25 protein-coding genes are annotated in these 23,894 nt (G+C 42.4%); 21 read left to right on the top strand and 4 right to left on the bottom strand.

Translation table 11 applies throughout. The features are described 5' to 3' along the window. The first annotated feature begins 55 nt into the window (after positions 1 to 55). The 5 genes from ABE28_RS13445 (at position 56) to ilvD (ending at position 6,716) form a co-directional block, all read left to right on the top strand. On the top strand, positions 56 to 901 hold the full coding sequence (locus tag ABE28_RS13445) for a DegV family protein (RefSeq protein ID WP_064467425.1): 846 nt from the start codon (positions 56 to 58) through the stop codon (positions 899 to 901). 53 nt (positions 902 to 954) lie between these two features. After that, the gene (locus ABE28_RS13440) at positions 955 to 1,599 is read left to right on the top strand and encodes an HD domain-containing protein (RefSeq protein WP_064467424.1); all 645 of its coding nucleotides are present in this window, start codon (positions 955 to 957) and stop codon (positions 1,597 to 1,599) included. Then, positions 1,596 to 3,473: an ABC-F family ATP-binding cassette domain-containing protein gene (locus tag ABE28_RS13435; protein ID WP_064467423.1), complete on the top strand. Its 1,878-nt coding sequence runs from the start codon at positions 1,596 to 1,598 to the stop codon at positions 3,471 to 3,473. Before ABE28_RS13440 ends, ABE28_RS13435 begins: the two co-directional genes overlap by 4 nt. A gap of 127 nt (positions 3,474 to 3,600) precedes the next feature. Then, positions 3,601 to 4,740: a conserved virulence factor C family protein gene (locus tag ABE28_RS13430; protein ID WP_064467422.1), complete on the top strand. Its 1,140-nt coding sequence runs from the start codon at positions 3,601 to 3,603 to the stop codon at positions 4,738 to 4,740. 290 nt (positions 4,741 to 5,030) lie between these two features. Next, positions 5,031 to 6,716 carry a dihydroxy-acid dehydratase gene (gene ilvD, locus ABE28_RS13425; RefSeq protein ID WP_064467421.1) on the top strand — a complete coding sequence of 562 codons (1,686 nt, stop codon included), beginning with the start codon at positions 5,031 to 5,033 and terminating at the stop codon, positions 6,714 to 6,716. Positions 6,717 to 7,174: 458 nt separating this feature from the next. On the opposite strand, the gene ABE28_RS13415 is transcribed toward ilvD, so the two are convergent. Further along, positions 7,175 to 7,624, bottom strand: coding sequence for a YoqH family protein (locus tag ABE28_RS13415; RefSeq protein WP_064467419.1), 450 nt, complete (start codon positions 7,622 to 7,624; stop codon positions 7,175 to 7,177). A gap of 284 nt (positions 7,625 to 7,908) precedes the next feature. Here ABE28_RS13415 and ABE28_RS13410 point away from each other — a divergent pair, with 284 nt between their 5' ends. Both ABE28_RS13410 and ABE28_RS13405 read left to right on the top strand, forming a co-directional pair. After that, entirely contained in the window at positions 7,909 to 8,349 is a 441-nt protein-coding gene (locus tag ABE28_RS13410) for a BrxA/BrxB family bacilliredoxin (RefSeq protein WP_064467418.1), read from the top strand. Positions 8,350 to 8,415: 66 nt separating this feature from the next. Beyond that, positions 8,416 to 9,195 (top strand): class I SAM-dependent methyltransferase, encoded by a 780-nt coding sequence (locus tag ABE28_RS13405; protein WP_064467417.1) that lies wholly within the window; start codon positions 8,416 to 8,418, stop codon positions 9,193 to 9,195. Here the strand turns inward: ABE28_RS13405 and ggt are convergent, their stop codons facing one another. After that, positions 9,196 to 10,884 (bottom strand): gamma-glutamyltransferase, encoded by a 1,689-nt coding sequence (gene ggt / locus ABE28_RS13400; protein ID WP_257390584.1) that lies wholly within the window; start codon positions 10,882 to 10,884, stop codon positions 9,196 to 9,198. Between the two features lie 427 nt (positions 10,885 to 11,311). On the opposite strand from ggt, the gene ABE28_RS13395 reads away from it, so the two are divergent. The 3 genes from ABE28_RS13395 (at position 11,312) to ABE28_RS13385 (ending at position 13,661) form a co-directional block, all read left to right on the top strand. Beyond that, positions 11,312 to 11,929, top strand: coding sequence for a YpjP family protein (locus ABE28_RS13395; protein ID WP_064467415.1), 618 nt, complete (start codon positions 11,312 to 11,314; stop codon positions 11,927 to 11,929). Positions 11,930 to 12,121: 192 nt separating this feature from the next. Then, the gene (locus ABE28_RS13390; protein WP_064467414.1) at positions 12,122 to 12,895 is read left to right on the top strand and encodes a TerC family protein; all 774 of its coding nucleotides are present in this window, start codon (positions 12,122 to 12,124) and stop codon (positions 12,893 to 12,895) included. A 235-nt stretch (positions 12,896 to 13,130) separates the two neighbouring features. Beyond that, complete coding sequence (locus ABE28_RS13385; protein WP_064467433.1) at positions 13,131 to 13,661, top strand: dihydrofolate reductase family protein; 531 nt, start codon at positions 13,131 to 13,133, stop codon at positions 13,659 to 13,661. A 307-nt stretch (positions 13,662 to 13,968) separates the two neighbouring features. Here the strand turns inward: ABE28_RS13385 and ABE28_RS13380 are convergent, their stop codons facing one another. Beyond that, positions 13,969 to 14,211 carry a hypothetical protein gene (locus ABE28_RS13380; RefSeq protein ID WP_064467413.1) on the bottom strand — a complete coding sequence of 81 codons (243 nt, stop codon included), beginning with the start codon at positions 14,209 to 14,211 and terminating at the stop codon, positions 13,969 to 13,971. Between the two features lie 183 nt (positions 14,212 to 14,394). On the opposite strand from ABE28_RS13380, the gene ABE28_RS13375 reads away from it, so the two are divergent. The 11 genes from ABE28_RS13375 (at position 14,395) to ABE28_RS13325 (ending at position 23,085) form a co-directional block, all read left to right on the top strand. Beyond that, positions 14,395 to 15,105 carry an anthrax toxin lethal factor-related metalloendopeptidase gene (locus ABE28_RS13375; protein WP_064467412.1) on the top strand — a complete coding sequence of 237 codons (711 nt, stop codon included), beginning with the start codon at positions 14,395 to 14,397 and terminating at the stop codon, positions 15,103 to 15,105. 53 nt (positions 15,106 to 15,158) lie between these two features. Then, positions 15,159 to 15,953 (top strand): thymidylate synthase, encoded by a 795-nt coding sequence (locus ABE28_RS13370; protein WP_064467411.1) that lies wholly within the window; start codon positions 15,159 to 15,161, stop codon positions 15,951 to 15,953. Then, a complete protein-coding gene (locus ABE28_RS13365) occupies positions 15,950 to 16,435 on the top strand; it encodes a dihydrofolate reductase (RefSeq protein WP_064467410.1) in 486 nt (161 codons plus the stop codon). Before ABE28_RS13370 ends, ABE28_RS13365 begins: the two co-directional genes overlap by 4 nt. Positions 16,436 to 16,582: 147 nt before the next feature. After that, complete coding sequence (gene ilvA, locus ABE28_RS13360) at positions 16,583 to 17,851, top strand: threonine ammonia-lyase IlvA (protein ID WP_064467409.1); 1,269 nt, start codon at positions 16,583 to 16,585, stop codon at positions 17,849 to 17,851. 191 nt (positions 17,852 to 18,042) lie between these two features. Beyond that, entirely contained in the window at positions 18,043 to 18,234 is a 192-nt protein-coding gene (gene tatA / locus ABE28_RS13355) for a twin-arginine translocase TatA/TatE family subunit (protein ID WP_064467408.1), read from the top strand. An 80-nt stretch (positions 18,235 to 18,314) separates the two neighbouring features. Further along, positions 18,315 to 19,061 carry a twin-arginine translocase subunit TatC gene (gene tatC, locus ABE28_RS13350; protein ID WP_064467407.1) on the top strand — a complete coding sequence of 249 codons (747 nt, stop codon included), beginning with the start codon at positions 18,315 to 18,317 and terminating at the stop codon, positions 19,059 to 19,061. A gap of 137 nt (positions 19,062 to 19,198) precedes the next feature. After that, entirely contained in the window at positions 19,199 to 19,462 is a 264-nt protein-coding gene (locus ABE28_RS13345) for a DUF2535 family protein (protein ID WP_306807340.1), read from the top strand. 225 nt (positions 19,463 to 19,687) lie between these two features. Next, the gene (locus ABE28_RS13340; protein WP_064467406.1) at positions 19,688 to 20,530 is read left to right on the top strand and encodes a DegV family protein; all 843 of its coding nucleotides are present in this window, start codon (positions 19,688 to 19,690) and stop codon (positions 20,528 to 20,530) included. A 136-nt stretch (positions 20,531 to 20,666) separates the two neighbouring features. After that, on the top strand, positions 20,667 to 21,257 hold the full coding sequence (locus tag ABE28_RS13335) for an SCO family protein (RefSeq protein ID WP_064467405.1): 591 nt from the start codon (positions 20,667 to 20,669) through the stop codon (positions 21,255 to 21,257). 404 nt (positions 21,258 to 21,661) lie between these two features. Beyond that, positions 21,662 to 22,504: an SGNH/GDSL hydrolase family protein gene (locus ABE28_RS13330; RefSeq protein ID WP_064467404.1), complete on the top strand. Its 843-nt coding sequence runs from the start codon at positions 21,662 to 21,664 to the stop codon at positions 22,502 to 22,504. Then, complete coding sequence (locus tag ABE28_RS13325) at positions 22,501 to 23,085, top strand: YpmS family protein (RefSeq protein WP_064467403.1); 585 nt, start codon at positions 22,501 to 22,503, stop codon at positions 23,083 to 23,085. The genes ABE28_RS13330 and ABE28_RS13325 overlap by 4 nt, the downstream gene beginning before the upstream one ends. A gap of 51 nt (positions 23,086 to 23,136) precedes the next feature. Here the strand turns inward: ABE28_RS13325 and ABE28_RS13320 are convergent, their stop codons facing one another. After that, entirely contained in the window at positions 23,137 to 23,880 is a 744-nt protein-coding gene (locus tag ABE28_RS13320; protein ID WP_064467402.1) for a DUF4397 domain-containing protein, read from the bottom strand. Between the last annotated feature and the right edge of the window lie 14 nt (positions 23,881 to 23,894).

The following is a 23,894-nucleotide window of genomic DNA, read 5'->3' as shown; positions in this document are numbered from 1 at the left end:
GGAAAGAAGAAGGGGAAGCTGAATATAATAGGAAACACAATCGAGGGGGGAAACGATGGAGCGAATTGCATGGGTAACCGACAGTACGGGAACTTTAGACGAAGTTTTGTCAATGAATCAACATGTTTATGTCGTTCCGATGGTCGTTATCATCGGTGGAATGGAATATGAAGATGGTGTTGACATTTTACCTGAGGAACTATACCGAAGAATGCGGGAGGAAAAAATAAACGCAACGACTTCACAGCCTTCGGTCGGTAGATTTCATGCATTATATAAGCAACTTGAACAAGATTATGATCGGATCATTGCTGTCCATCTTTCAAGCGAATTGAGCGGGACCGTTTCCGCAAGCAAACAAGCTGGGCACTTGATTAAGATTCCAGTTGACGTATTTGATACATTACTCATTTCCTTTCCCATGATCTTAATTTTGAAAAGATTGATGCAATATATGGATGAAGGAAATTCCATCGAAGAGGCCTTCCGGAAAACGAGGTTATATGCGGATAACCATGAAACCTACGTAGTGATCGGTTCTTTGGATCAGCTCCATCGAAGCGGGAGGCTTACGAATACACAGTATATTCTTGGAAGTCTTTTGAGCTTTAAGCCCATCATTTCGGTTGAAAAAGGTTTGCTTCAGACTAAATCGAAGCCACGAAACCTAAAAAAGGCACAAAATCAGATTTTCACGGATTTTCGTCGGTCGATCGAAACGGGAAAAGTAACTGAATGCACCATACTATATGGTGCTGTGCTGAAAGAAGCCCTTAAGTGGAAAAAAAGGATATCAGTGGAATTTCCCCAAGTCATTACCCATATTTCTTCGCTTGGAAGCGCAATAGGTGTCCATACCGGGGAACAGACGATTGGAATCAGTTGGTTCAATGAAGATTAAAGCACTACTATATTGTGAACCATGGTAAAATAGAAAGGACTTGGAGTGGTGAAATGAAACAAACGATGATTGATTTAACGGAGAAGTATGTTTATGATCAATTGAATTTAGATGCCAGCGGACATGATTGGTTCCATATCGATCGTGTTCGTAAGCTGGCTTTACATATTGCGAAAGAAGAAAATAGCGGAAACGTGTTCATCATTGAAATGGCCGCACTCCTTCATGATATCCCGGATGATAAACTAAATGACGATCAAGATGCAGCGTGGGGGAAGCTGGAGGCGTGGTTGCAGGAATTAATGCTGGATGATGATAGTGTTAAGGACATTCGGGAGATCATCCGCACCATTTCGTATAGTGCCGGGCAGTTGAATCTGCCTTCCATCGAGGCTGAAATTGTACAGGATGCCGATCGCCTGGATGCACTTGGCGCCATCGGGATTGCCAGGACATTTGCTTATGGGGGGAAGACGGGACAGTCCCTTTATGATCCCGAACTGCCGATAAGGGAAAATATGACCAAGATGGAGTACAGGAAGGGGAAAAGCTCCTCCGTTCATCACTTTTATGAAAAATTACTGCGTTTGCAAGAAATGCTCAATACAAGTACAGCAAAGAAGATCGCTCAAGAAAGACATGAATATATGGTCGGATATTTAAAGGAATTTTATAAGGAATGGGATGTACGCTTATGAAAGTTTTTAGCATGGAACATGTAATGAAAACGCAAGGGGAGAAGCTCCTTTTTAAGGATGTGTCTTTTTCCATCACTGAAGGGGAAAAAATCGGGATCGTCGGTATTAACGGTACCGGTAAATCCACATTGATGAATATCATTGCCGGATTGGAGGAAAGTGATTCGGGAACGAAGGATCATCCGAATGATTACACGATTTCTTATCTATCGCAAGATCCGCATTTTGATGAGAAATTGACGATTATGGAATATATGTATGAAAGCTCCACTCCGGTATTTTCGTTAATTAAGGAGTATGAAAAAACGTTGATTCAACTCCAGCTTGACCCACAGAATGGTGCCGTGCAGGATCGTTTGCTGAAACTGCAGCAGGATATGGACACGCTTGGCGCATGGGATACGAGTGCCAATGCGAGAACGATACTGACCAAGCTTGGACTTCCAGATCACTCACGGAAGTTGGGGGAGCTTTCAGGCGGCCAAAAAAAGCGTGCGGCCCTTGCAAAAACGCTAATAGAGACACCGGATCTGCTGATTCTCGACGAGCCTACCAACCATCTTGATTTCGAAAGCATTACCTGGTTGGAAGAATACCTGGGGAAATATCAGAAGTCGGTTCTATTTGTAACCCATGATCGCTATTTCCTTGATCGCATTTCCAATAAAATTTGGGAAATCTCCCAAACGCAGCTTTTCGAATACAAAGGAAACTATGCAGATTATTTGGAATCCAAAGCCATTCGTGAAGAGAATGAATCTGCCGAAAAATCGAAAAAGGAAAGCTTATTCAAAAAAGAACTGGCTTGGATCCGTAAAGGTGCAAAGGCCCGTACTACGAAACAAAAGGCACGTATCCAGCGTTTTGAAACGTTGGAATCGGGTGTGAAGGATAAGCAAAAAACGGAAAGCCTGGAAATGGAATTGAGTGGTGCCAGGCTTGGGAAAAAGGTTCTGGAGCTGCAAGATGTCTCTAAATCCTTTGGAGATCAGTCCGTCATCAGCCATTTTTCCTTCCTCTTCAAACCGGGTGATCGAATTGGCATCGTCGGCAATAATGGCAGTGGAAAATCGACCCTGTTGAATATATTGGCGGGACGGGAGCCTATCGATGAAGGAAACGTGGAGATTGGGCAAACTGTTAAAATCGGCTATTATACGCAGGAAAGCGTCGATATGGATGAGAATCTTCGTATGATCGAGTATATTCGCGAAACGGCGGATTCGATCGCCCTTAAAGATGGCAGCTTCATCTCCGCCGCACAGATGCTAGAAAGATTCCTCTTTCCGATGGGATCTCATGGAACGCCGATACGCAAGCTTTCCGGCGGCGAAAAAAGGCGATTATATCTCCTGAATATATTGATGGGCGCACCTAATGTCCTGCTATTGGATGAACCGACGAATGACCTGGACACGCAAACCTTAACTGTCCTGGAAGATTACCTAGAAACGTTTTCGGGTGTCGTCATCACCGTATCACATGATCGCTATTTCCTTGATAAGACGTGCCATCAGCTTCTTGTTTTCAAGAAAAAAGGGGAAATCGATTTCTATTATGGAAATTACTCCGAGTTCCTCGAAGAAAAGACGGTGGAGGCGGCACCGGTAAAAACGCCTGAGCTTCAGCCGAACCGGACAGAAAGGAAAAAGAAAAAGCTGACTTATGCCGAAAGTAAGGAATGGGAAGAGATAGAGGGGAACATGGAACAAGTCGAGCTGCGTCTGAAAGACATCACGACAAACATGTCATCAGCGGGGAGTGATTTTGAACAAGTCCGGCTTCTGCTTGAGGAAGAAAAGGAATTAACGGAAAAACTGGAGCACCTGCTGGAAAGATGGACCTATCTAGCGGAAAAGTTGGAAGAAGAATAAGCGGGGACTGGCCCAAGGGAGAAAACTTGGCCCAGTCTTTTTCTCGTCAATCTCAATTGCATGAGAAACTGAAGCCGTTGTGGTAATATCTAGTACATGGAAACGTTTTGTAAAGGAGAGATATACATTGAAAATTAAATCAATAGAACCCACACCAAGTCCGAATACAATGAAAATCAATCTGACGGAAGAGCTTTTAGCAGGTAAAAGCAATAATTATAAGAAGGATCAAGCTGAACAGGCACCGCAGCTGATCAAGGATTTATTTACGATCGATGGGGTGAAGGGTGTCTATCATGTTGCGGACTTCCTCGCGGTTGAACGCAATGCGAAATATGATTGGAAGGATATTCTGGTCCAAATCCGTCAGGTGTTCGGGGAAAAAACCGAAGAACAAAGCGAGAAAACGATTTTAAATGAACATTATGGTGAAGTGACGGTTGCCATCCAACAATTCAAAGGCATTCCGATGCAAATAAAGGCGAGTGATAGCCATCAGGAAAAACGTTTTGCATTACCGGAGTATTTCCTAAAGGGCATAGCTGCTGCACAAAAAGAAGAGGATAACGTCGTCATGCTTCGAAAATGGAAGGATTACGGCGTAAGATATGGAGATATGGAAGATATCGTCAAGGAAGTATCGGACGAGCTAATCGCCGCTTACCCGGAAGAACGGATTAAACAACTTGTAGCGGCAACTGATCAATTAGCGGATAAAAAAGAATCATTCGTGAAACGCCCCAAAATAAAATTGACAGCCGAAATGCTGAATGATGAAAGCTGGGAAAAACGGTATCAGGCTCTAGAACAAATGGAAGACCCAACTGCTGATGATATCCCGGTATTGGATATGGCCCTTTCCGATAGCAAGGTCTCCATCAGGAGGCTTGCGGTTGTCTACTTAGGCATGATCGAAGACAGGAAAGTGCTACCAAGCCTATACAAGGCATTGAAGGATAAGAGTGCTGCCGTAAGACGGACGGCTGGAGACTGTTTATCCGACCTAGGCTTTGAGGAAGCGATGGGTGAAATGTCACAATCACTATCGGATAAGAATAAATTGGTCAGATGGAGAGCCGCGATGTTTTTATACGAAGCCGGTGATGAATCGACCCTCACGTACTTAAAGGAAGCAGAACAAGATCCAGAATTCGAAGTCGCCCTGCAGATCAAGATGGCCATCGCCCGGATAGAAAATGGGGAAGAAGCAAAAGGTTCGGTTTGGAAGCAAATGACGGAATCAAGACAACCGAACGACGAAAGGTAAACGAAAAATAAGCAGCTCCATTAATGGAAAAGGCATGAGGGTGATGAACTCCGTGCCTTTTCCATTTTTTGTATCGGCAAGTTTCGAGTCATATCGAGGAGCGATTTTTGTTGCATTATGGAGGTTTACGCTAATGGTAATGTGGTCTATTATTTTAGGAAAATGATTTTTTAGATATTTAAACGATGAATGGTTGCATTTGTTTATAAATATGTTAGAATTTTTAGAGTATACTAAAAATTATATTATCTGAATTATCAAACATTTAGTGGAAATTGGGGGTACAGCATATGTCTACATCAAACAAGAGAAGTGACATGATAACAAAAGGAGTCGATCGTGCTCCTCACAGAAGTCTGTTGCGTGCAGCAGGAGTTAAGGAAGAAGATTTCGGCAAACCGTTCATTGCGGTTTGTAATTCCTATATTGATATCGTTCCAGGGCATGTACATCTTCAGGAATTCGGAAAAATAGTGAAGGAGGCCATTCGCGAGGCTGGCGGAGTTCCTTTTGAATTCAATACGATCGGGGTCGACGATGGAATTGCAATGGGCCACATCGGCATGCGCTATTCCTTGCCTAGCCGGGAAATCATCGCGGATTCGGTGGAAACGGTTGTATCTGCACATTGGTTTGACGGGATGGTCTGCATTCCAAACTGTGATAAGATAACGCCGGGAATGATGATGGGCGCCCTGCGCGTCAATATCCCGACCATTTTCGTAAGCGGAGGGCCGATGAAAGCCGGTAAAGATAAAAACGGTAAATCTCTGTCATTGACATCTGTATTCGAAGGTGTTGGCGCTTATCAAGCAGGTAATATCAATGAAGAGGACTTGCAGGAAATCGAGCAAGTGGCATGCCCGACTTGCGGATCATGTTCGGGGATGTTCACGGCAAACTCCATGAACTGTCTCGCTGAAGGCCTTGGACTTGCACTACCGGGAAATGGCACGATTTTGGCTGTCGCCGAGGAACGTAAAGAATTCGTCAAGAAATCGGCCAAGCAATTGATGGAAATCATCAAGCAGGATATCAAGCCTCGTGATATCGTGACCATCGATGCCATTGATAACGCATTTGCATTGGATATGGCCATGGGTGGATCGACTAACACCGTTCTCCATACACTTGCCTTGGCACATGAAGCGGGATTCGAATATCCAATGGAGCGCATCAATGAAATTGCCAACCGGGTACCGCACTTAGCTAAAATTGCCCCGGCTTCGGATTATCATATCGAAGATGTACATAATGCCGGTGGTGTAAGTGCCATCATCAACGAGCTGCTCAAAAAACCAGGTGCTTTTAATGGGGACTGCCTATCCGTTTCAGGCAAAACGCTCCGTGAAAATGTTGCCGGTTGTGAAATCTTGGACAAAGATGTTCTCCATCCTTTGGATAACCCGCATTCTGAGCGTGGGGGGCTTGCGGTATTGTTCGGAAATCTTGCCCCGCAAGGTTCGATCATAAAAGTGGGAGCCGTCGACGCCTCGGTTGGTGGTTATCACAGGGGACCTGCCATATGCTTCGATTCCCAAGAAGATGCATTATCCGGAATCATAACCGGAAAGGTGAAAGAAGGGAATGTAGTGGTCATCCGTTATGAAGGACCGAAAGGAGGGCCTGGCATGCCGGAAATGTTGGCACCGACTTCCCAAATCGTCGGAAGGGGACTTGGAGCCAAAGTCGGCTTGATTACGGACGGGCGTTTTTCTGGAGCGTCCCGCGGCATCAGCATTGGCCATATATCTCCTGAAGCAGCTGAGGGAGGCCCGATCGCCTTTGTCGAAGATGGTGATATCATCGAGCTGGATCTGGAAAACAGGACCATCCAATTGGAGATTTCAGATGAGGAATTCGAAAAACGCAAAGCCAATTGGAAAGGCTTCGAGTCCAAAGTGAAAACTGGCTATTTAGCACGCTACTCCGCGCTTGTAACGAATGCAAGCTCAGGCGGTGTCATGAAAGTTTAATTTCGGGCTATCCTTGAAAAGGCACTGGCTATATTATTTTAAACGGAAGGAGACCTGATAGAGTCTCCTCAGTTTGTAGACAAAAGGGGTTCGGAATGTAATATTCCAAACCCCTTTTGAGTTTCCTTTGAATCCACATATGTTTCGCATATAGCAGTGTCCACTTATTGATTTTATTTGCTTGCTGTACACCATGGTAAAAACGGCCATGTTGTTTTCTCGCACAAGAAAAGGGTAACCTCCATTTATAAAGGATGTGCAAATCCCCCTTAGGAGTGAGAGTCCAAAGGGAAATACCGCAGGCCGCTTTATCGACGGGAAGACTGCCGGACCTCCAGGAGAATGGGAGCGCCTGCAGTAAGGGAACGGTCGAAGTTCAACCGCTCCAAACTGGCTATGGAAATTCTTCGCATTTTGAAGGTGACAGGATTCTCGTTCAATCATTCATTCATTCAGGCTCAATGACAGTTCTTGATATCGTTTCCAAGGATAGCTGGTCCCAGCTTTGCAGTCTTTGAATTGAAAAGACGGACCTGTACCTTAACATTTTCCATTTCCGCTGTAATTTCATCAAATCTTCCAGCCCAGGTCGGACTTTCTTCTTGAGTAGGATCGAGCATGAACTGCCAACTAATGACGCCAGGTATAAAAGCAAAGCCTTCATAGGCATCATATTCTCCGTAGGCAGAAGGGGGTGGAAGGTGGACACTAAGGATGCTTACATTAGTGCGTGCAGAACTTGGAGGACGTAACTGAACTTTATAAATTAATGCCGCTCCCTTTGCGTTAGCTAGTTTTTCATCAATCGGTTCCAGTACCATACTGCAAGGCATCATCATTGCCTGAGGGTGGGTGGGGTAGATAACGGAGGTTGAGAGGAATAATATAATCACGAGCAATGCTTTCATTCATACACCTCTTCTTCTTATTTGTTGATAATGTACCCGTAATGATAATTTACTATTAATTGGTTTGCAGGACTTTCCGTAAAGCGATAATGTATATGTCATGCGAGTATTTTGTAGCGGATTCGCAGTAAGGATGGTTTGGCAAGAGCATAATGCTTCTTGCAGCTGAAAAAGAACCAAGCTAGCTCAATGATTCATTGAGAAATAAGCGCCATTTTTGCATATTCACGCAAAAATATAGTATGATTAGACTAATTGAAGAATTGTTATTAGGAGGTTTTTTTATGTCGATGGCATATGATGAATATATGAAGCAAATGGTGAAGCCGATGCGCGCGGAACTGGTGCAGGCAGGTTTCGATGAGCTGGTGACGGCTGAAGCGGTAGAGAACTTCATGGAATCTGCGGATGGTACGACATTGGTCGTCATTAATTCGGTTTGTGGCTGTGCCGCAGGTTTAGCTCGTCCGGCTGCCACTCAAGCCGTAATGCAGGCGGAAGAGGGTAAGCCCAATCATCTTGTGACGGTTTTTGCCGGTCAAGATAAAGATGCAACAGCTAAAATGAGGGAATACTTCACAGGAATTGAGCCTTCTTCACCTTCCATGGCACTTTTGAAGGGTAAAGAGGTCTTGCACTTCATTCCCCGTCATGATATTGAAGGGCAGCCAATGGAAGCGATTATGGAAAATTTATTAACGGCATTCAGCCAAGTAAATAAGTAATGAATTGGAATGTCCCGGAAACGGGGCATTCCTTTCGAATTTATGCGTGTGAAAAGGGGGAGGAGCATGTTTGTCACAACAGCAGGAAGGGCCGATAAAGAAACAATGATGTTAGCAAGAAAGGTGGCAGAAGAATTACAAATCCCCTATATAGCCAGAAAAAAACGCTCGGTGCGTGATTTACAATGTGACACTGGAGAAGAAGACTGCATTGTGTATGGAAAAAAAAGAATGGAGTTATATCGGTGCAACGAGAAGGAACCCTTCTTTTTTCATCCGAATCTTGCCATGATCCGCTTGAAAAGAATCATTCAAGGGGATCATGACCCGTTTCTCATTGCCGGAGGAATTACTGCAGACTGCACTGTGCTGGATTGCACGCTGGGCTTGGGCTCTGATGCGATCATCGCGAGCTTTGCGGTTGGGGCAAAGGGAAGAGTCGTTGCATTGGAAGGCAATCGATATTTGGCCTTGCTGGTGGAACAAGGTTTGAAAACGTGGAGTGATGCTGAAGCAAAGATGATAGAAGCGATGAAAAGGATTGAGGTCATTCATGCAGATCATCATGAAATGCTGAAATCAATGCCGGATAATTCTTTTGATGTAGTCTATTTCGATCCCATGTTTGAGGAAACGATATCAGAATCAAATGGAATTAAAGGGCTGGGTCACTTTGCAGAAGATAAGGGGCTAACAATGGAAATAATGGTACAAGCCAAACGGGTGGCGCGAAAGAGAGTCGTGTTGAAAGACCACTTCCGCAGCACCCGATTTGAGGAATTCGGATTTGAGGTACAAAAGAGAAAAACATCCAAATTCCATTTTGGCTACATTTCCGTACGATGATCAAGCGTGATAATCTGTTTCATCAAGGCCAATGGCACAGCCTTCCCGGCTTGAATCGGCAGCCCCGTAGTTAGAGCCATCAGGGTTGATTTGGATGGCCTGGACGTTCCCGATAGAATGGGGCACTTCATTGAAGACGAAGCCCATAGCTTCCAATTGTCCTTTACTGGTCATGTCCATGCCTGCTTCCCATTCGATGTGTGGGCCCATCGGCGTGAAAATCCTTGGCTCTTCGATGGCTGCTTTCAAGTCCATATTCAAATCTAGTACATTGATGATCGTTTGAACCACTGAACTGATGATGGTTGGTCCACCAGGAGATCCGAGCGTCAAAACCGGCTCGCCGTCTTTAAAAATGATCGTCGGGCTTTTGCAGCTGACTGGCCGCTTGTTCGGCTGCACTTCATTCATGCCGCCTGGAACGGAATCGAAATCGGTCAATTCGTTATTCAGCATGAAGCCATAGTCGGAAACCATGATCCCGGATCCGAATGGGTGCTCCACCGTTGAGGTGCAAGCGGCGATATTGCCCCATCTGTCGCGGACCGTGAAGTGTGTCGTTTCACTGATATCTTCATCATTGGGCTGCGGAATCACTGCGCTTTTGTTGACCGAATCATAAATCCACGGGTTACCGTATTCGATGGCATTATTCCGTGATTTAAAATTAATGAAAGAGCGACGTTTCGCTATATAGTCGTCATGCATGAGACCCTTCAATGGCAATTCGGCAAATTCCGGATCGGCAAGAAATGCCTTTTTGTCGGTGAAGGCTAAACGCATCGCTTCGGCAATTAAATAATATTTTTCCCAAGAATGAACATCATACTGCTCCAAGTCGAAGCTTTCGAGGATTTTCAAGATTTGGATGACCGTGAAGCCGCCCGCGCTTGGTGCCATCGATGAAGCGATGGCATAATCCTTATACGTCCCATACATCGGTTCATCGATGGTCGCTTTATAGTTCTGTAAATCGGAAAGCTCCATGAAACCGCCAAGCTCCTTAATACAGGAAATGATGCCCTTTCCGATCTCACCGTCATAAAAAGCGGAGATTCCCTCACGTTGCAATATTCGATACGTATTCGCCAATTTTTCTTTTACCAGCAAGTCGCCCGCTTTATATCGTTTACCCTCAGGCATAAAGAAATTACGGGCTTCTTCACCCAATCGGTATTCGAAGTTTTCCAAAGCATCACAGAGTACCCAATTGACCGGGACGCCTTTTTCAGCGAATTCAATCGAGGGCTCGATCAGGTCACTGAGTGGCTTGCTGCCATATTCGGAGAGAGCTTCATCCATGGCTTTCAGGATTCCAGGGATGCCTACGGCCGTAGCCTTGATTGAACGTTCTTTAAATGGAATGACTTCCCCGTCATCATCAAGGAACATGTTCGGATGGGCCGCTTGAGGTGCCCTCACATGGCCGTCGAATATTTTTGTGGCCTTATCTTTAGCATTATATACCATCAGGAAACCGCTGCCTCCGATGCCTGTCATCATTGGCTCGACAATATTGAGCGCGAATTGGATGGCAACCGCCGCATCGACGGCATTCCCGCCGTCACGTAGTATTTTTTCCCCAATCGAGGTAGCTACGGGATGAGCGGTTACAACCATTCCGGCCTTCCCTTTTGCCGTTTCCCGTTTATAATCTTCTTCTTTAGTATTTCCATTATTGTTATCCATGATCATTCCTCCAGTATCAAGTCCATTTATCACCACGATGTTCGACTTTATGTGAAAAGAAAACCTTGTCATCGTTGGAGAATGACAAGGAGATTTTTCGTAAGTATTCATTTATTCTTAATCCGCAAATGATAAATATACGAAAAATGCTAATGTTACAAGACATAAAGCCACCATGGCAGTCGTGGTCAAAGCCATATAAGACCCCTCCTTAAAAAGACTTGAATCTAATTAAGTTCTCCAAATATCGTCAAAATCCTTCATTTAAATGTAAGGTTTCGGATATTCTGTGAAAAAGTTTGGGTGTATATAGGTATTTATCCTTTTTTAAAATATTTGAAACATAGGACACTATATATTCGTAATTACCAAAAAATAAAAGTATACTAAAAATAAAGAAAATACAAACAAGAAGGGGGAGTGTAAGTTGAAAGCAACGGCGTGGTTTAGGAAAAGTCTCGTCATTTTAGTATCCGTTTTGACGTTCGGTCTTGTCACCCCCTCAGATTTGGCGTGGCTTGCCGAGGCCGATACGTTAAAGGATACGAAAAAAGGGCTGGTCGAAGAAGAGGGATTAGCCTATCTTGCTTCACAGAACTCGACTGAACGGAAAGAGGAGTTCAACCGGGAAGAGTTTTTATCAGGAATACTGGATAAAGCAGAGGAAAGCGCATATATGAAATTTGGCGAAAAGATCAATCCTAAAATCGGCGATGAATTCAAGCAGGTGATACTACCTAAAATGGAAGAGGCACTTACAGAGATGGCGTCCCAATATCCTGATGGGAAATTACAGCAATTAACGATTACCGAGCAGCCCAGTGCGGGAAGGGCAGAGAAAATCTTTCATATTTATGATTCCATAAGCGGAAAGGATATCATCCGCTTTCACGTCAGGCAGGAAAACCCTCCGCTTGAAGGATATTGGTTCGATTTTCATTATCATACCTACCATGATTCGTTTGCCGCCCACCATGATCTCGGGAAGATATACTGGGATAAAAACACACCGCCTGAATGGACAAGCAAACAAAAGCTCTCCTAAGTTGGTTTCATTGATTTATTTACATGGGAAGAGTAAGATGAAGATGAAATTCCTTATAGCAAGTAAATGATACGTTGCCATGCAACGTATTTATTTTGTTTTCCCATTGAATGGAGATATTATCCACCGCTTTAGTGGGAATAATGGTAAATGATCATTACTATGCAGAATAGGAGCAGAGGAGTCTTTTTCATGTCAGAGTTGTTGAATAACATCATACAAACGTATGCCCAATTTTTCGACTGGCATATGTGGACGGAAGTTTTATCAGATCCAGTGAGTTGGGGGCTTATTGGCACGCTCGTCTTGATGGAAGGATTGCTATCAGCTGATAATGCCTTGGTATTGGCAGTCATGGTCAGGCATCTTCCCGTTAAACAGCGTAAGAAGGCCCTTTTTTATGGTTTATTGGGGGCATATGCCTTTAGGTTCGTAGCGATTGGAATCGGTGTTTTCCTCATTAAACTATGGTGGGTGAAAGTGATTGGAGCAGCCTACCTAGGCTGGCTCTCGTATAAATACTTTCGGAATAAAAGAAAAAGGCGTGCCGGGGACGGCGAGGAAGCTATCGAGGGAATGAGTAAAAACAGCGTGCTGATCCGAATGTTCGGCATGTTTTGGGGAACGGTTGCGTCAGTGGAACTGATGGATATCGCATTCTCCGTCGATAGTGTCTTGGCTGCCTTTGGAGTGAGTGAAAAAGTCTGGGTTCTCCTGACGGGCGGGATGATTGGAGTCCTGATGATGAGGGGTGTTGCAGGATTATTCTTGAAATTGATCGATAGGATCCCTCAATTGGAAACGGCGGCTTATGTACTTATCGGGTTCATTTCAATAAAAATGCTGATTGCCGTCGTGGGAATCGAAATACCGTCCACAATCTTTTTTGCTTTCATTTTGCTGATTTTCGGCACCACGATCGTATATCATTTGAAAAATGGGAAAAAGCGTAAAGAACATGGCTGAACACAATTATGAAATGCTGTCATCAAAAAATGATGCCAGCTTTTTGTCGCCATACGTTTTGAAATCATCGAAACTCGAAATCGTACCACCATTATTGTCCATCTTTCTGCAACGTAAGACGCGGGTTTGTGAAAAGGGAGACAATTCAAGTGAAGAATTAATTTTAATTAGGAATGCTTTCCACTGAAGGGAGCGTCGCTAAAATTTCAAAATGGTTAGGAGGGACTGCTGGTTGATGAATAAAGAGCGTAACATCATTTTATATATTGGTACTTCAATTGATGGCTTTATAGCAAATACTGATGGTACATTAGAATGGTTAGAGTCAACGGAAGTAGAAGGAGACCCTGGCTACGAGTCGCTCCTGGAAAGAATTGACACGGTTGTAATGGGAAAAAGAACCTATGATGTCATTCGTGGGTTTGATATGAATTATCCTTATAGTGAGTATGAAAGTTACGTATTTTCCAAATCTGTTAGTGGTTCAGATGAATATGCTTCATTCATTAATGAAGATATCAAAACTTTCATTAAAAATATAAAACAAAAACCTGGTAAAGATATATGGTTAATTGGTGGAGGGAATGTAGCTCATGAGTTTTTTAAAGAAAATTTAATTGATGAGTTTCAACTAGCCATTTCTCCTATTATTTTAGGGAAAGGAATCCCGCTTTATATTGGAGGAGATGATATTACTTTAAAATATACATTAACCAAAGTGGAAAAATTAGGTCAGCTTGCTATGTTACATTACATAAAAAAATGAATTTTCCTCTTAGAGTTATAGTTCACTTAACACGAACTGTAGCATTGTAAATAATAATGACTTTATGGGAAAAGGATTTATCTTTAAGTTAAAACAAAGTTGCTTGAAGCGGGTGTTCGAGACTGCTGTGGGAAATGCACGTATACGGGAGCATAGGCGGAGGCCGGAGGAGACTCGCGGGGCCTCCCTCTGGAAAGCTTAGCGCTCATCGTTACTAGAGACCTCCACATTGTTCTAGCCATAAAAAAATAGACAAACTCGATTTTCTTGAGTTTGTCTACAGTCCGAGCTGATATCAAAAATGATGTCAGCTTTTTTTATGGAACATATCAAGTATTTGAAGAAGGGCGGTGAATGTAATGAAGAAGACCACAGGCAATAAAAGGTTAAGCCAGAGAGAAGGTAGCAATGGATGCAGCAGGAGGCCAAAGAAAATGGAGAACAGCAAAAGGTCGAGAATGCTGAACACTTTTAAACTGTAGATATCAAGCACTTCTTCAGCGAGCTCCCGTTGCTCATTCAACAGGGCCTTTTTAGTATTGGATTCCATGAAATCACCTTAAACCTTTTACGTTATATATAGTTGATATATGAAAAAGTTGCTGCAAGGGTGCTCCATAATATGCTCTGCCGAATTTACCAATAAAACAAGGAGTTTCGCTCTCAACGTATATGTTATACTAGAATAATAGTTATATATACATTTTCAGTGATGGTGAAGGGGAGAGGTTTTATGCAGCGGAAAAAGTGGCTGACCATAATTGCGTTATTTGTCTTTTTTTTATCCATGCTCTCCTATTCATTGGCGAAGGAAGATGGTGTGAGATGGCGTCAATTGCCTAAAGATAGTTTAATAAGACAAGCGGACTTATTTAAAGATCATAAAGTTTTACGAAAAATATTTTTATTTCCTGAAGAAGCTTTCGATGAAAACGAAGCGTTGAAAATCGGGGCAACGATTGACAAACTGCCCCCTTCGTTATTGGAGAAAACGGCTGAGAGCGGTGTCAGGGTCAAATTATTTCAAGGTAATTTAACCGAAAATCAATCGGCAGCTAAATTAAAGGGACAGACGCCCCGCGGTTACCTGAATAAAAAAACGACCTGGGATGATGTGCCTGGCATGGGCGGTTCCCATACCGTATTGGTCAAAATCGGCGCAAGCGATAAGGGAAACGGGCATGGGTCGGTTAATTTGGAGCTCCATGAGCTGGCGCATTCGATTGATAATATCGTATTTGATGGAATCAGGGAGAATATCGATTATTTGACAATCTGGGGTAAGGAAGTGGATGGTTTGTTTCCCGGACAGACGTATTTTTCCAATTATCCTGAAGAATATTTTGCCGAAACGTTTGCCATGTTTTATGTGAACGCAGAACAAAACCAGTTACTTAAACAAAAAGCACCCGAGACTTATCATTTTATTAAACAATTAGATTAAACAACGGACTTACGTTAAAATAAGATGAATGAATGTAGAAAAGGTGGAATAGCATGAAGCAATATTTGGATCTATGTAAGCATGTCCTGGAAAATGGGACTAAAAAAGGCGATCGTACTGGAACGGGAACGATCAGTACCTTTGGCTATCAAATGAGGTTCGATTTAAGAGAAGGATTCCCTGTCCTGACGACGAAAAAAGTTAGCTTGAAAGCGATAATCCATGAATTGTTATGGTTTTTAAAGGGAGATACGAACGTTGGCTACCTTCAGGAAAATAACGTGCGGATCTGGAATGAATGGGCTGATGATAATGGTGAACTAGGTCCGATATATGGCCATCAATGGCGATCATGGGGAACGGCTGATGGTGGGCAAATCGACCAAATCAGTGAATTGATCGAGCAAATCAAAACGAATCCCAATTCAAGAAGATTGATAGTGAGTGCTTGGAATGTAGGGGAATTGGATGAGATGGCCTTACCCCCTTGTCATGCTTTCTTTCAATTCTATGTGGCTGACGGCAAGCTTTCCTGCCAGTTATATCAACGGTCGGCGGATGTTTTCCTAGGGGTTCCCTTTAATATAGCTTCGTATGCCTTGTTAACGATGATGATTGCCCAGGTGTGTGATTTGGAAGTCGGTGAATTTGTACATACATTTGGGGATGTCCATATTTATTCTAACCACCTTGAACAAGTGGAACTGCAATTGACTCGTGATCCGAAACCATTGCCGATCATGAAAATAAATCCGGACGTGAAAAATATTTTCGATTTTAGCTTCGAGGACTTCGTTCTGGAAAATTATGAAGCGCATCCCCATATTAAGGGTGAGGTAAGCATATGATTTCGTTAATAGTCGCCATGGATGAAAATCGGGTAATCGGTAACAATAACCAATTACCATGGCATTTGCCGGCAGATTTGCAGTATTTTAAAAAAGTGACGCTAGGTCATCCCATCGTCATGGGACGGAAAACATTTGAATCGATTGGCCGGGTGCTGCCTGGAAGGGAGAATGTCATCGTAACCCGCAATGAGGATTTCCAAGCTCTCGACTGTGTGGTCTTGCATGATATTCTAAACATCAAAACGTATGCTGACAAACGTGAAGATGAAGTATTCGTGATTGGCGGGGCAGAAATCTTCAAAGAGGTCTTGCCGTTTGCCGATCGATTATATATTACGGAAATTCATGAAACGTTCGAAGGTGATACCTTCTTCCCTGCGATTGATGAAAATGAGTGGCAAAAGGTATCCTCGATTGAAGGAATTGTGGATGAAAAAAATCGCTTTGCACATAATTTTATTATTCTACAAAAGAGTTAAATGACAGATCCGGTCATGGGAAATACCCATGGCCGGATTTTTTTGTATGAAAAGGATAAAAGAAAGAATTTTTAGAAAAATCAATTACATTAGCTGTGTAAAGTGCTATAATGATTGAATTGATTAGGAAGGAAATGAGGGATTGCTATGAATCAGACAGCATCAATGAATAGGGGGATCCAATTGGAGGATATTCTAATTGCCTACAGAGAACTGAAAGATATTGTTCTACATACTCCTCTACAAAAAAATCAGAGACTATCTGACAAATATGAATGCAATGTTTATTTGAAACGCGAGGATCTTCAGCATGTTCGCTCGTTTAAGTTAAGAGGGGCATTCCACAAAATGAAGAGTTTGACAGCCGAAGAGACGAAGAGCGGGGTTATATGCGCCAGTGCAGGCAACCATGCACAAGGGGTCGCTTTTTCCTGCAGCCAGTTAGGGATTCACGGAAAAATTTTCATGCCTGCCACTACACCAAGGCAAAAGGTCGATCAAGTGCAGCTTTTCGGTAAGGATAATGTCGAAATCATTCTTGCGGGTGACACATTCGATGATGCTTTTGCGCTTGCGATGGAGTGCTGTGAACAGGAAGGACGCACTTTTATCCATCCCTTTGATGATGATAAAGTAATTGCCGGACAGGGTACGACGGCTGTTGAAATCTTGAATGATTGTGAAGATGAAATTGATTATGTCTTCGCGGCAATTGGTGGGGGCGGACTGATGGCCGGGGTATCCAGTTATTTCAAATCGGTCTCGCCAAATACGAAATGCATCGGAGTGGAGCCACTTGATGCTGCGTCGATGGAATATTCCTTCAAGGAAGGAAAAGTCACGGGACTTGATAGTATAGATACATTCGTGGACGGCGCAGCAGTCAAGTGTGTAGGGCAAAAGACATATCGGTTATGCAAAGAAAACCTGGAAGACATCGTTGTCGTTCCTTCCGGGCAAATCTGTACGACCATTCTTGATTTATATAATCAGCATGCGATCGTCGCCGAACCAGCAGGTGCAATATCTGTAGCGGCTTTGGATTTGTACAAAGAACAAATCAAAGGAAAAACGGTCGTTTGCATGGTCAGCGGTGGGAACAACGATATAGGGCGCATGCAGGAAATTAAGGAGAAATCTTTATTATATGAAGGGCTGCTGTATTATTTCATCGTGAATTTCCCACAACGCGCCGGAGCCTTAAGGGAATTCCTTGACGAGGTGCTGGGGCCGAATGACGATATTAGCCGTTTTGAATACACGAAGAAAAACAATAAAGAAAGCGGACCGGCATTGGTTGGGATCGAATTGAAGGTTAAGGGTGATTATGAGGGGCTCATCCAAAGAATGAACAAGAAAGGTTTCTCCTTCGTCGAGGTCAATAAAGACAGTAATTTATTTCATTTGTTGATTTAATCAACGGCAACATGATAAATTAGGATAGAATGATACTTATTTTTACGCTTCATTCTACCTTCCCAGTCGTAACGAACATCCTGTCGATAATTGTTACCATTATATGACGGATTGTCGGATTACTTTCAATTGGTTGGAAATGGTATTATAATCAAGGTATGTTTAATTATAACATCAAAGGGGTTGTATCCATGTCGAACATTGGAGTACCTGGTCTAATTCTCATCCTAATATTGGCTCTAATAATATTCGGTCCGAAGAAACTGCCGGAGATTGGCCGTGCATTTGGACAAACGCTTCGTGAATTTAAAAAATCCACGAGTGAATTAACAAAAGGCGATTATGAGGAAGATAAGAAACTACAACAAAAAAATCAAGAATGATTAATGGTGGGCGTAAGATGGAATCGTCTTGCGCCTTTTTTGCTGGAATAACGACACTGATTTTGAAGGCGTGATCAATAGTGGAAGATAAAGAACTAAATATCATCGATCATCTTGATGAACTAAGAAAACGGCTCATTATAACGGTTGTTGCTTTTCTCATCTTTTTTATCGCCAGTTTCATTTATGTTGAAGAGATTTATCAATGGTTCGTGAAGGATCTTGACTTTGACCTGATGGTGTTAGGCCCAAGTGATATCATTTGGATTTACTTCATGCTCTCAGGCGTGGTAGCCATTGCAGCAACAATACCGATAATTGCCCTGCAAATCTGGTTATTCGTCAAGCCTGCCTTGATGCCAAATGAAGTGAGGGCGACGCTTTCCTACATCCCGGCACTTTTCCTGTTATTTATCGGTGGCCTGGCATTCGGTTATTTCGTCATATTTCCAACGATCCTCCAGTTTTTGATTGAACTGGGAGATGGGATGTTCATAACGAGTTTCACGGCGGATAAGTACTTTTCCTTCGTCTTCAATATGACCATGCCATTTGCTGTTTTGTTCGAGCTTCCCGTCGTTACGATGTTTTTGACCTCGATTGGCATCATCAATCCGTATGTGCTTCAAAAATTAAGGAAATATGCGTACTTTGTACTCGTGGTCATCGCCGTATCGATTACACCGCCCGACTTTATGTCAGACTTCTTGGTAATGGTTCCGTTGCTGCTATTATATGAAATCAGCATTTCCTTATCAAAGGTCGTCTATAAACGCAGGGTGAAACGTGAGAGCTTACGTGATGGAAATATTGAGGAAAATATCTAAAAAAGGCCCATGAAGGCATTCGGACTTCATGGGCCTTTTTGAATGATGGAAAACAAGCATGCTTTGTCCGATTTTTTACACATTTGAATATTTATACTTTTGGATTTATTGTGTATAATGTAAGCAATCGGTTAAAAATGAGGATTGATATTTTGATGTTCAAATGCTTGGAATTCAAAGATTGTTTTGGACATAAGGTCACCATTTCAGAAATACCTGTCTTACTGCCAAGTGATCCGAATTTTTTTATGTTGACCGTGCGTTTGGAAGTATTCGTAAAGAAAGTTTTTGCCAATAAAGATCATAAAGAAAGTTACTCATTTAAGCAATATTTAGCATCCGTGCTCAAATGGCCTGTATATAACACAATTTTTCCTGGGAATTTACTTAATAATGCTTAATGCGGACTGTTCCATTTCTAACTAATCCGATAAAAGAATGCCACGAATTCCATGAAACTTCGAATGAAGCGGCATATGTTTAAGGTTAGTGAATGGAATGGTCTTTTTTTGTGTAATCTTTTCGGGGCGAAATATGGCTTGAGAGAACAAAAATGAACTTAGGTTTAAATGCTTACCTTGAGTAGGTATAATACAATAGATATGTTAATTTAGGGATGTGTAATGATGAATAAAGTAAAGATAGTAACAGACTCGACGGTGGATATGACACAAGAAGAACTGGAAAATTATAATATCACGATGGTTCCTTTATCGATTTCCATTGATGGGGAAACCTTTTTGGATAAAGTTGAAATCGAGCAGGAAGAATTCCTGAAAAGGATGAACCGCTCAAAAGAACTCCCGAAAAGCTCACAGCCTGCGGCAGGAACTTTTATGGAGGTTTACAACGAGCTTGGCAAAGATGGCACGGAAATCCTTTCCATCCATATGACAGGAGGTATGAGCGGTACTGTCCGCTCTGCGGAGAGTGCCGCAAGTATGTCGGACGCGAAGGTAACCGTTTTCGATTCGAAATTCATTTCGAAGTCGATGTCATTTCAAGTGATCGAGGCTGCGAAACTGGCCAAAGAAGGAAAATCCGTTACGGAGATAATTGAGAGGCTGGAGCATATTAAGAAGCAGTCAAGCTTGATCATTGTCATCGAAACGCTTGATAACCTCGTAAAGGGCGGCAGGATCGGGAAGGTTTCTGCTTTTATCGGCTCCTTGCTCCACATCAAGCCGATTGCGCTTTTGGAGGATGGCGTTTTGCATCCGGTTTCCAAAGCCAGAAGTCAGTCACAGGTCGTGAAGTTCATCATCAAGAAATTCAAGGAAGATACGGAAGGTAAAAAAATCAGGGGCATTGGTTTTGTACATGCCAATGGTTTTGCCATGGCAGATAAAGTCCGCCATGCCATTAGTGAACTATCAGGCTTTCAAGATATAATGATAGAAGAAACCACTGCCGTTGTCAGTACCCATACAGGCGAAGGCGCCATGGCAATCATGTATTATTGGGATTGAGTGTGCTGGGACGTCTGGATGCCGCCTTTTCATATAAATACTCGCCTCTTTGAAAGAGTTACTGTCCTCCATGCAAAGGTTCTGTTAGAATGAAAGAAGTATCAGAATATTTTATACATAAAGGACGGGGTTGAAAATGAGAAAGCTGCATGTGCTAATGGCAGCTATGGGGGCATCGATCCTATTGCTATTGACGGCATGTGGATCGAACGGTGTCCCGGATGCGAAAAATTGGGACCTTGAGGATTTTAGTTACATCGATCAGGATGGCAAGCCTTTTTCAAAGAGTGATCTCAAGGGCAAGGTTTGGGTAGCGGATTTCATATTTACCAGCTGTGAGACGGTATGTCTGCCAATGACCTCCAATATGTCGAAGCTGCAACAGCAATTGAAGGATGAAGGGGTAGAGGATGTGGAATTCGTCTCCTTTTCTGTGGATCCCGAAATAGACAAGCCAGAAGTAATGAAGAAGTATGGTAATCAATTTAACGTCGATTATAGAAATTGGCATTTTTTGACTGGTTATGGTCAAGAAGAAATCGAGCAATTTGCATTGGATAATTTCAAGACGTTAGTCAAAAAGCCAGAAAAAGAAGATCAGGTCATTCACGGGACCAGTTTTTTTCTTATGGATCAAGAAGGCAAGATCATAAGGGATTATACGGGTCTGCAGGATATCCCCTTTGAGGACATAATCAAGCATATTAAAATCCTGCAAAATTATTGAACAGGTTAATTGACCTGTTCTTTTTTTTGGTTGATTTTTCATACTTTGTTCTATTCACCAAGTGATGCGGTAAGGTTGTTTTTCCCTTCAATGCAGCCCGCTCCGATCAACCGTAAATCGTTGCGTTTTAAAAGTTACACGCTTTACGAAAAGAGCCTTTTTGTTTATCTTGCTTTTGATAGGGGTATGTAGAACGGTCGAGTGGATTTTTGAAGAAACGAAGGAACTGAAGAATGATTTTACATGCTAAGTAACATGCTAAATTTTATAGGACCAGCTTTAATTAGCGGCTTATTTCATATCATATGGTAGGAAGAGCTTTAGCTTGAATTACAGTGGAGGTATATTGTTTGCAATCTTACGTTTTTTGCATGATATAATATATGGGTAGGAAGGTGAGGGCCATGAGATACAGAATCACCTGTCTTTTCATATGCATAGTTTGGATTTCTGGTTGTGGTCAAAGTGAAACTGCTTCAAACCAACCAGCTGTTCAGCAGAAAAGCATCGTTAAGCTGAGTGAAAAGGAAACGATTCCTGCCAGCTTTTTTCCAGATCCTGTGAAAATCGTGTCAATTGGCGATTCCTTGACTCAAGGCGTCGGTGATAGCAAAGATAATGGCGGGTATCTGCCTTATTTACAAAATAAGCTGGAAAAAGAACCATCGATTACTTCTGTAGAGATGATCAATCATGGTATACGTGGAAATCGGACCGACCAACTTTTGAAAAGGCTGGATAAAGCAAGAATAAAAGAAGACATTGAACAAGCTGATTCGATCGTTGTCACAATTGGTGGCAATGATATCATGAAGGTCTTTAAAAAGAATTTCTCGAATTTGGAACTGAATCAGTTTAAGGCGGCAAAATCAGGGTATGAAAAAAGATTGAGGCAGATACTTGATAAAGTGCGCTCAGAAAATGACCATGCCCAAATCTATCTTGTCGGCGTGTATAACCCATTTTCCAAGTGGTTCGGGGATTTTTATGAGCTTGATCTGATCATGAATGATTGGAATGAAAGTGGTAAAGAAATTATCGAAGATTATGATTCGGCTTACTTCATTGAGATAGCAGACATTTTCAAGAATTCTGATGAAGATCTGCTTTATGCTGAGGATTATTTTCATCCGAATGATCGTGGTTATGAATTGATTGCGACAAGAATCTATAATGACATGGATATCACCACTATTGGAAAGGACACGTTGGAAGCAAGTGCCAAAGGAGATGATGACCAAGAATGACAAAGGTCAAATGGAAGACTTTGTTTTTTTCCCTCTTAGCGATAAACATCCTGGTCATCCTGTTCTTTCTGATTTTAGTTAATTTACCGGCTAAAGACAAAGAACTCAAACCAAAGGTCAGCCACGAGGAAGATATCCAATTTCAAATTCACACAAATCGGGAAGATCTTACAAGATTAATCAATCAGTATCTCGATAAAGAAGGTTTGACAGGCTCCATGCATTACGAAGTATATTTGACTGACGAGGTCGAGTTGTACGGAACGATGCCATTTTTCAATCGTGAAGTGGAAATGAAATTAACATTCGAGCCCATTGCCCAAAAGAATGGCGACTTGATCTTAAAGCAAAAATCAATCGCTGTCGGACGAATGAATCTTCCCGTGTCATATGTAATGAATTTAATAAACGAACGGTATAATATGCCGGAATGGGTCAGCATCAGTCCAAATGATGAAGCCATTTACGTGTCGTTACAGGATATGGAATTGAAAAGCGACATAAGGGTCAAGGCGAAGGATTTCAATTTAAAAAAGGATGACATTTCATTTTTATTGACCATCCCATCATCGTTTCAGTGATCGTGTGAAAACGGAAAAAACCAGGTTCGATAAGTCCTGGTTTTTTGCCGTTCATGGAGATAACGTTAACGTTTCTAACCGGTTTGTTTCACCGTTCAAGCCAATCAAATAAAGGGTCGACGTTATATTTTCGTTAAATTCCATATTAGGCAAGAAGGATATGTTATGTTTTGTCCCGGCTTCCCTTACATCAAAATCAACGATCATGGGATGGATCGTAAGATAGTCACTTGCCTGTTGGAAAGCGACCTCTTCAAATACGACATCTCCATTTTTGACGGCAATGTCGACAGGGGACATTGAGGGTGATAAATGAATGAAGCGAAACTTGCCTTCACATGGGGGAACAAATGGAAGATCTATGAATGGTAAGAGTGTCAAGGACTCATTGGCATAAGCGCTGGCCACGGTATAAGATGCTCCGCCTTCGAACTCCATTTTCAGGCTGTACAGGGGGGAACGTGCTTCTCCACTCAAATAAATGTCCAACTGGTGCCCTCCAGCAGGAAACGACATGTAACCACTGCTCGCTTTAAATGAAAGGTTTTTGAAAATACGTACACCATTTACATGAATATCAATGGAAGGTGCAGCTGAAGCCGCATGTAAAATGCGCACTCGGGCAGGAAGTGTGATTTTCATTTGTTCATACTTTAATTGTTGTGCTGCTTTTTTAAGATTTTTCAAGTGTTTCTGGGAATAATACTCAAGTAGCTTCGGATTGCTGTATTGATAATAAGACGATAGTAAATCATACGTTTTCGCTGTTTGTAAAAATGATCGTGTATCGCTCATTTCCAAACACCTCG

Origin of the sequence: Peribacillus muralis (genome assembly GCF_001645685.2) — a bacterium.
Classification (GTDB): Bacteria; Bacillota; Bacilli; order Bacillales; family DSM-1321; genus Peribacillus; species Peribacillus muralis_A.
This window is presented reverse-complemented; position numbering and strand designations above follow the sequence as displayed.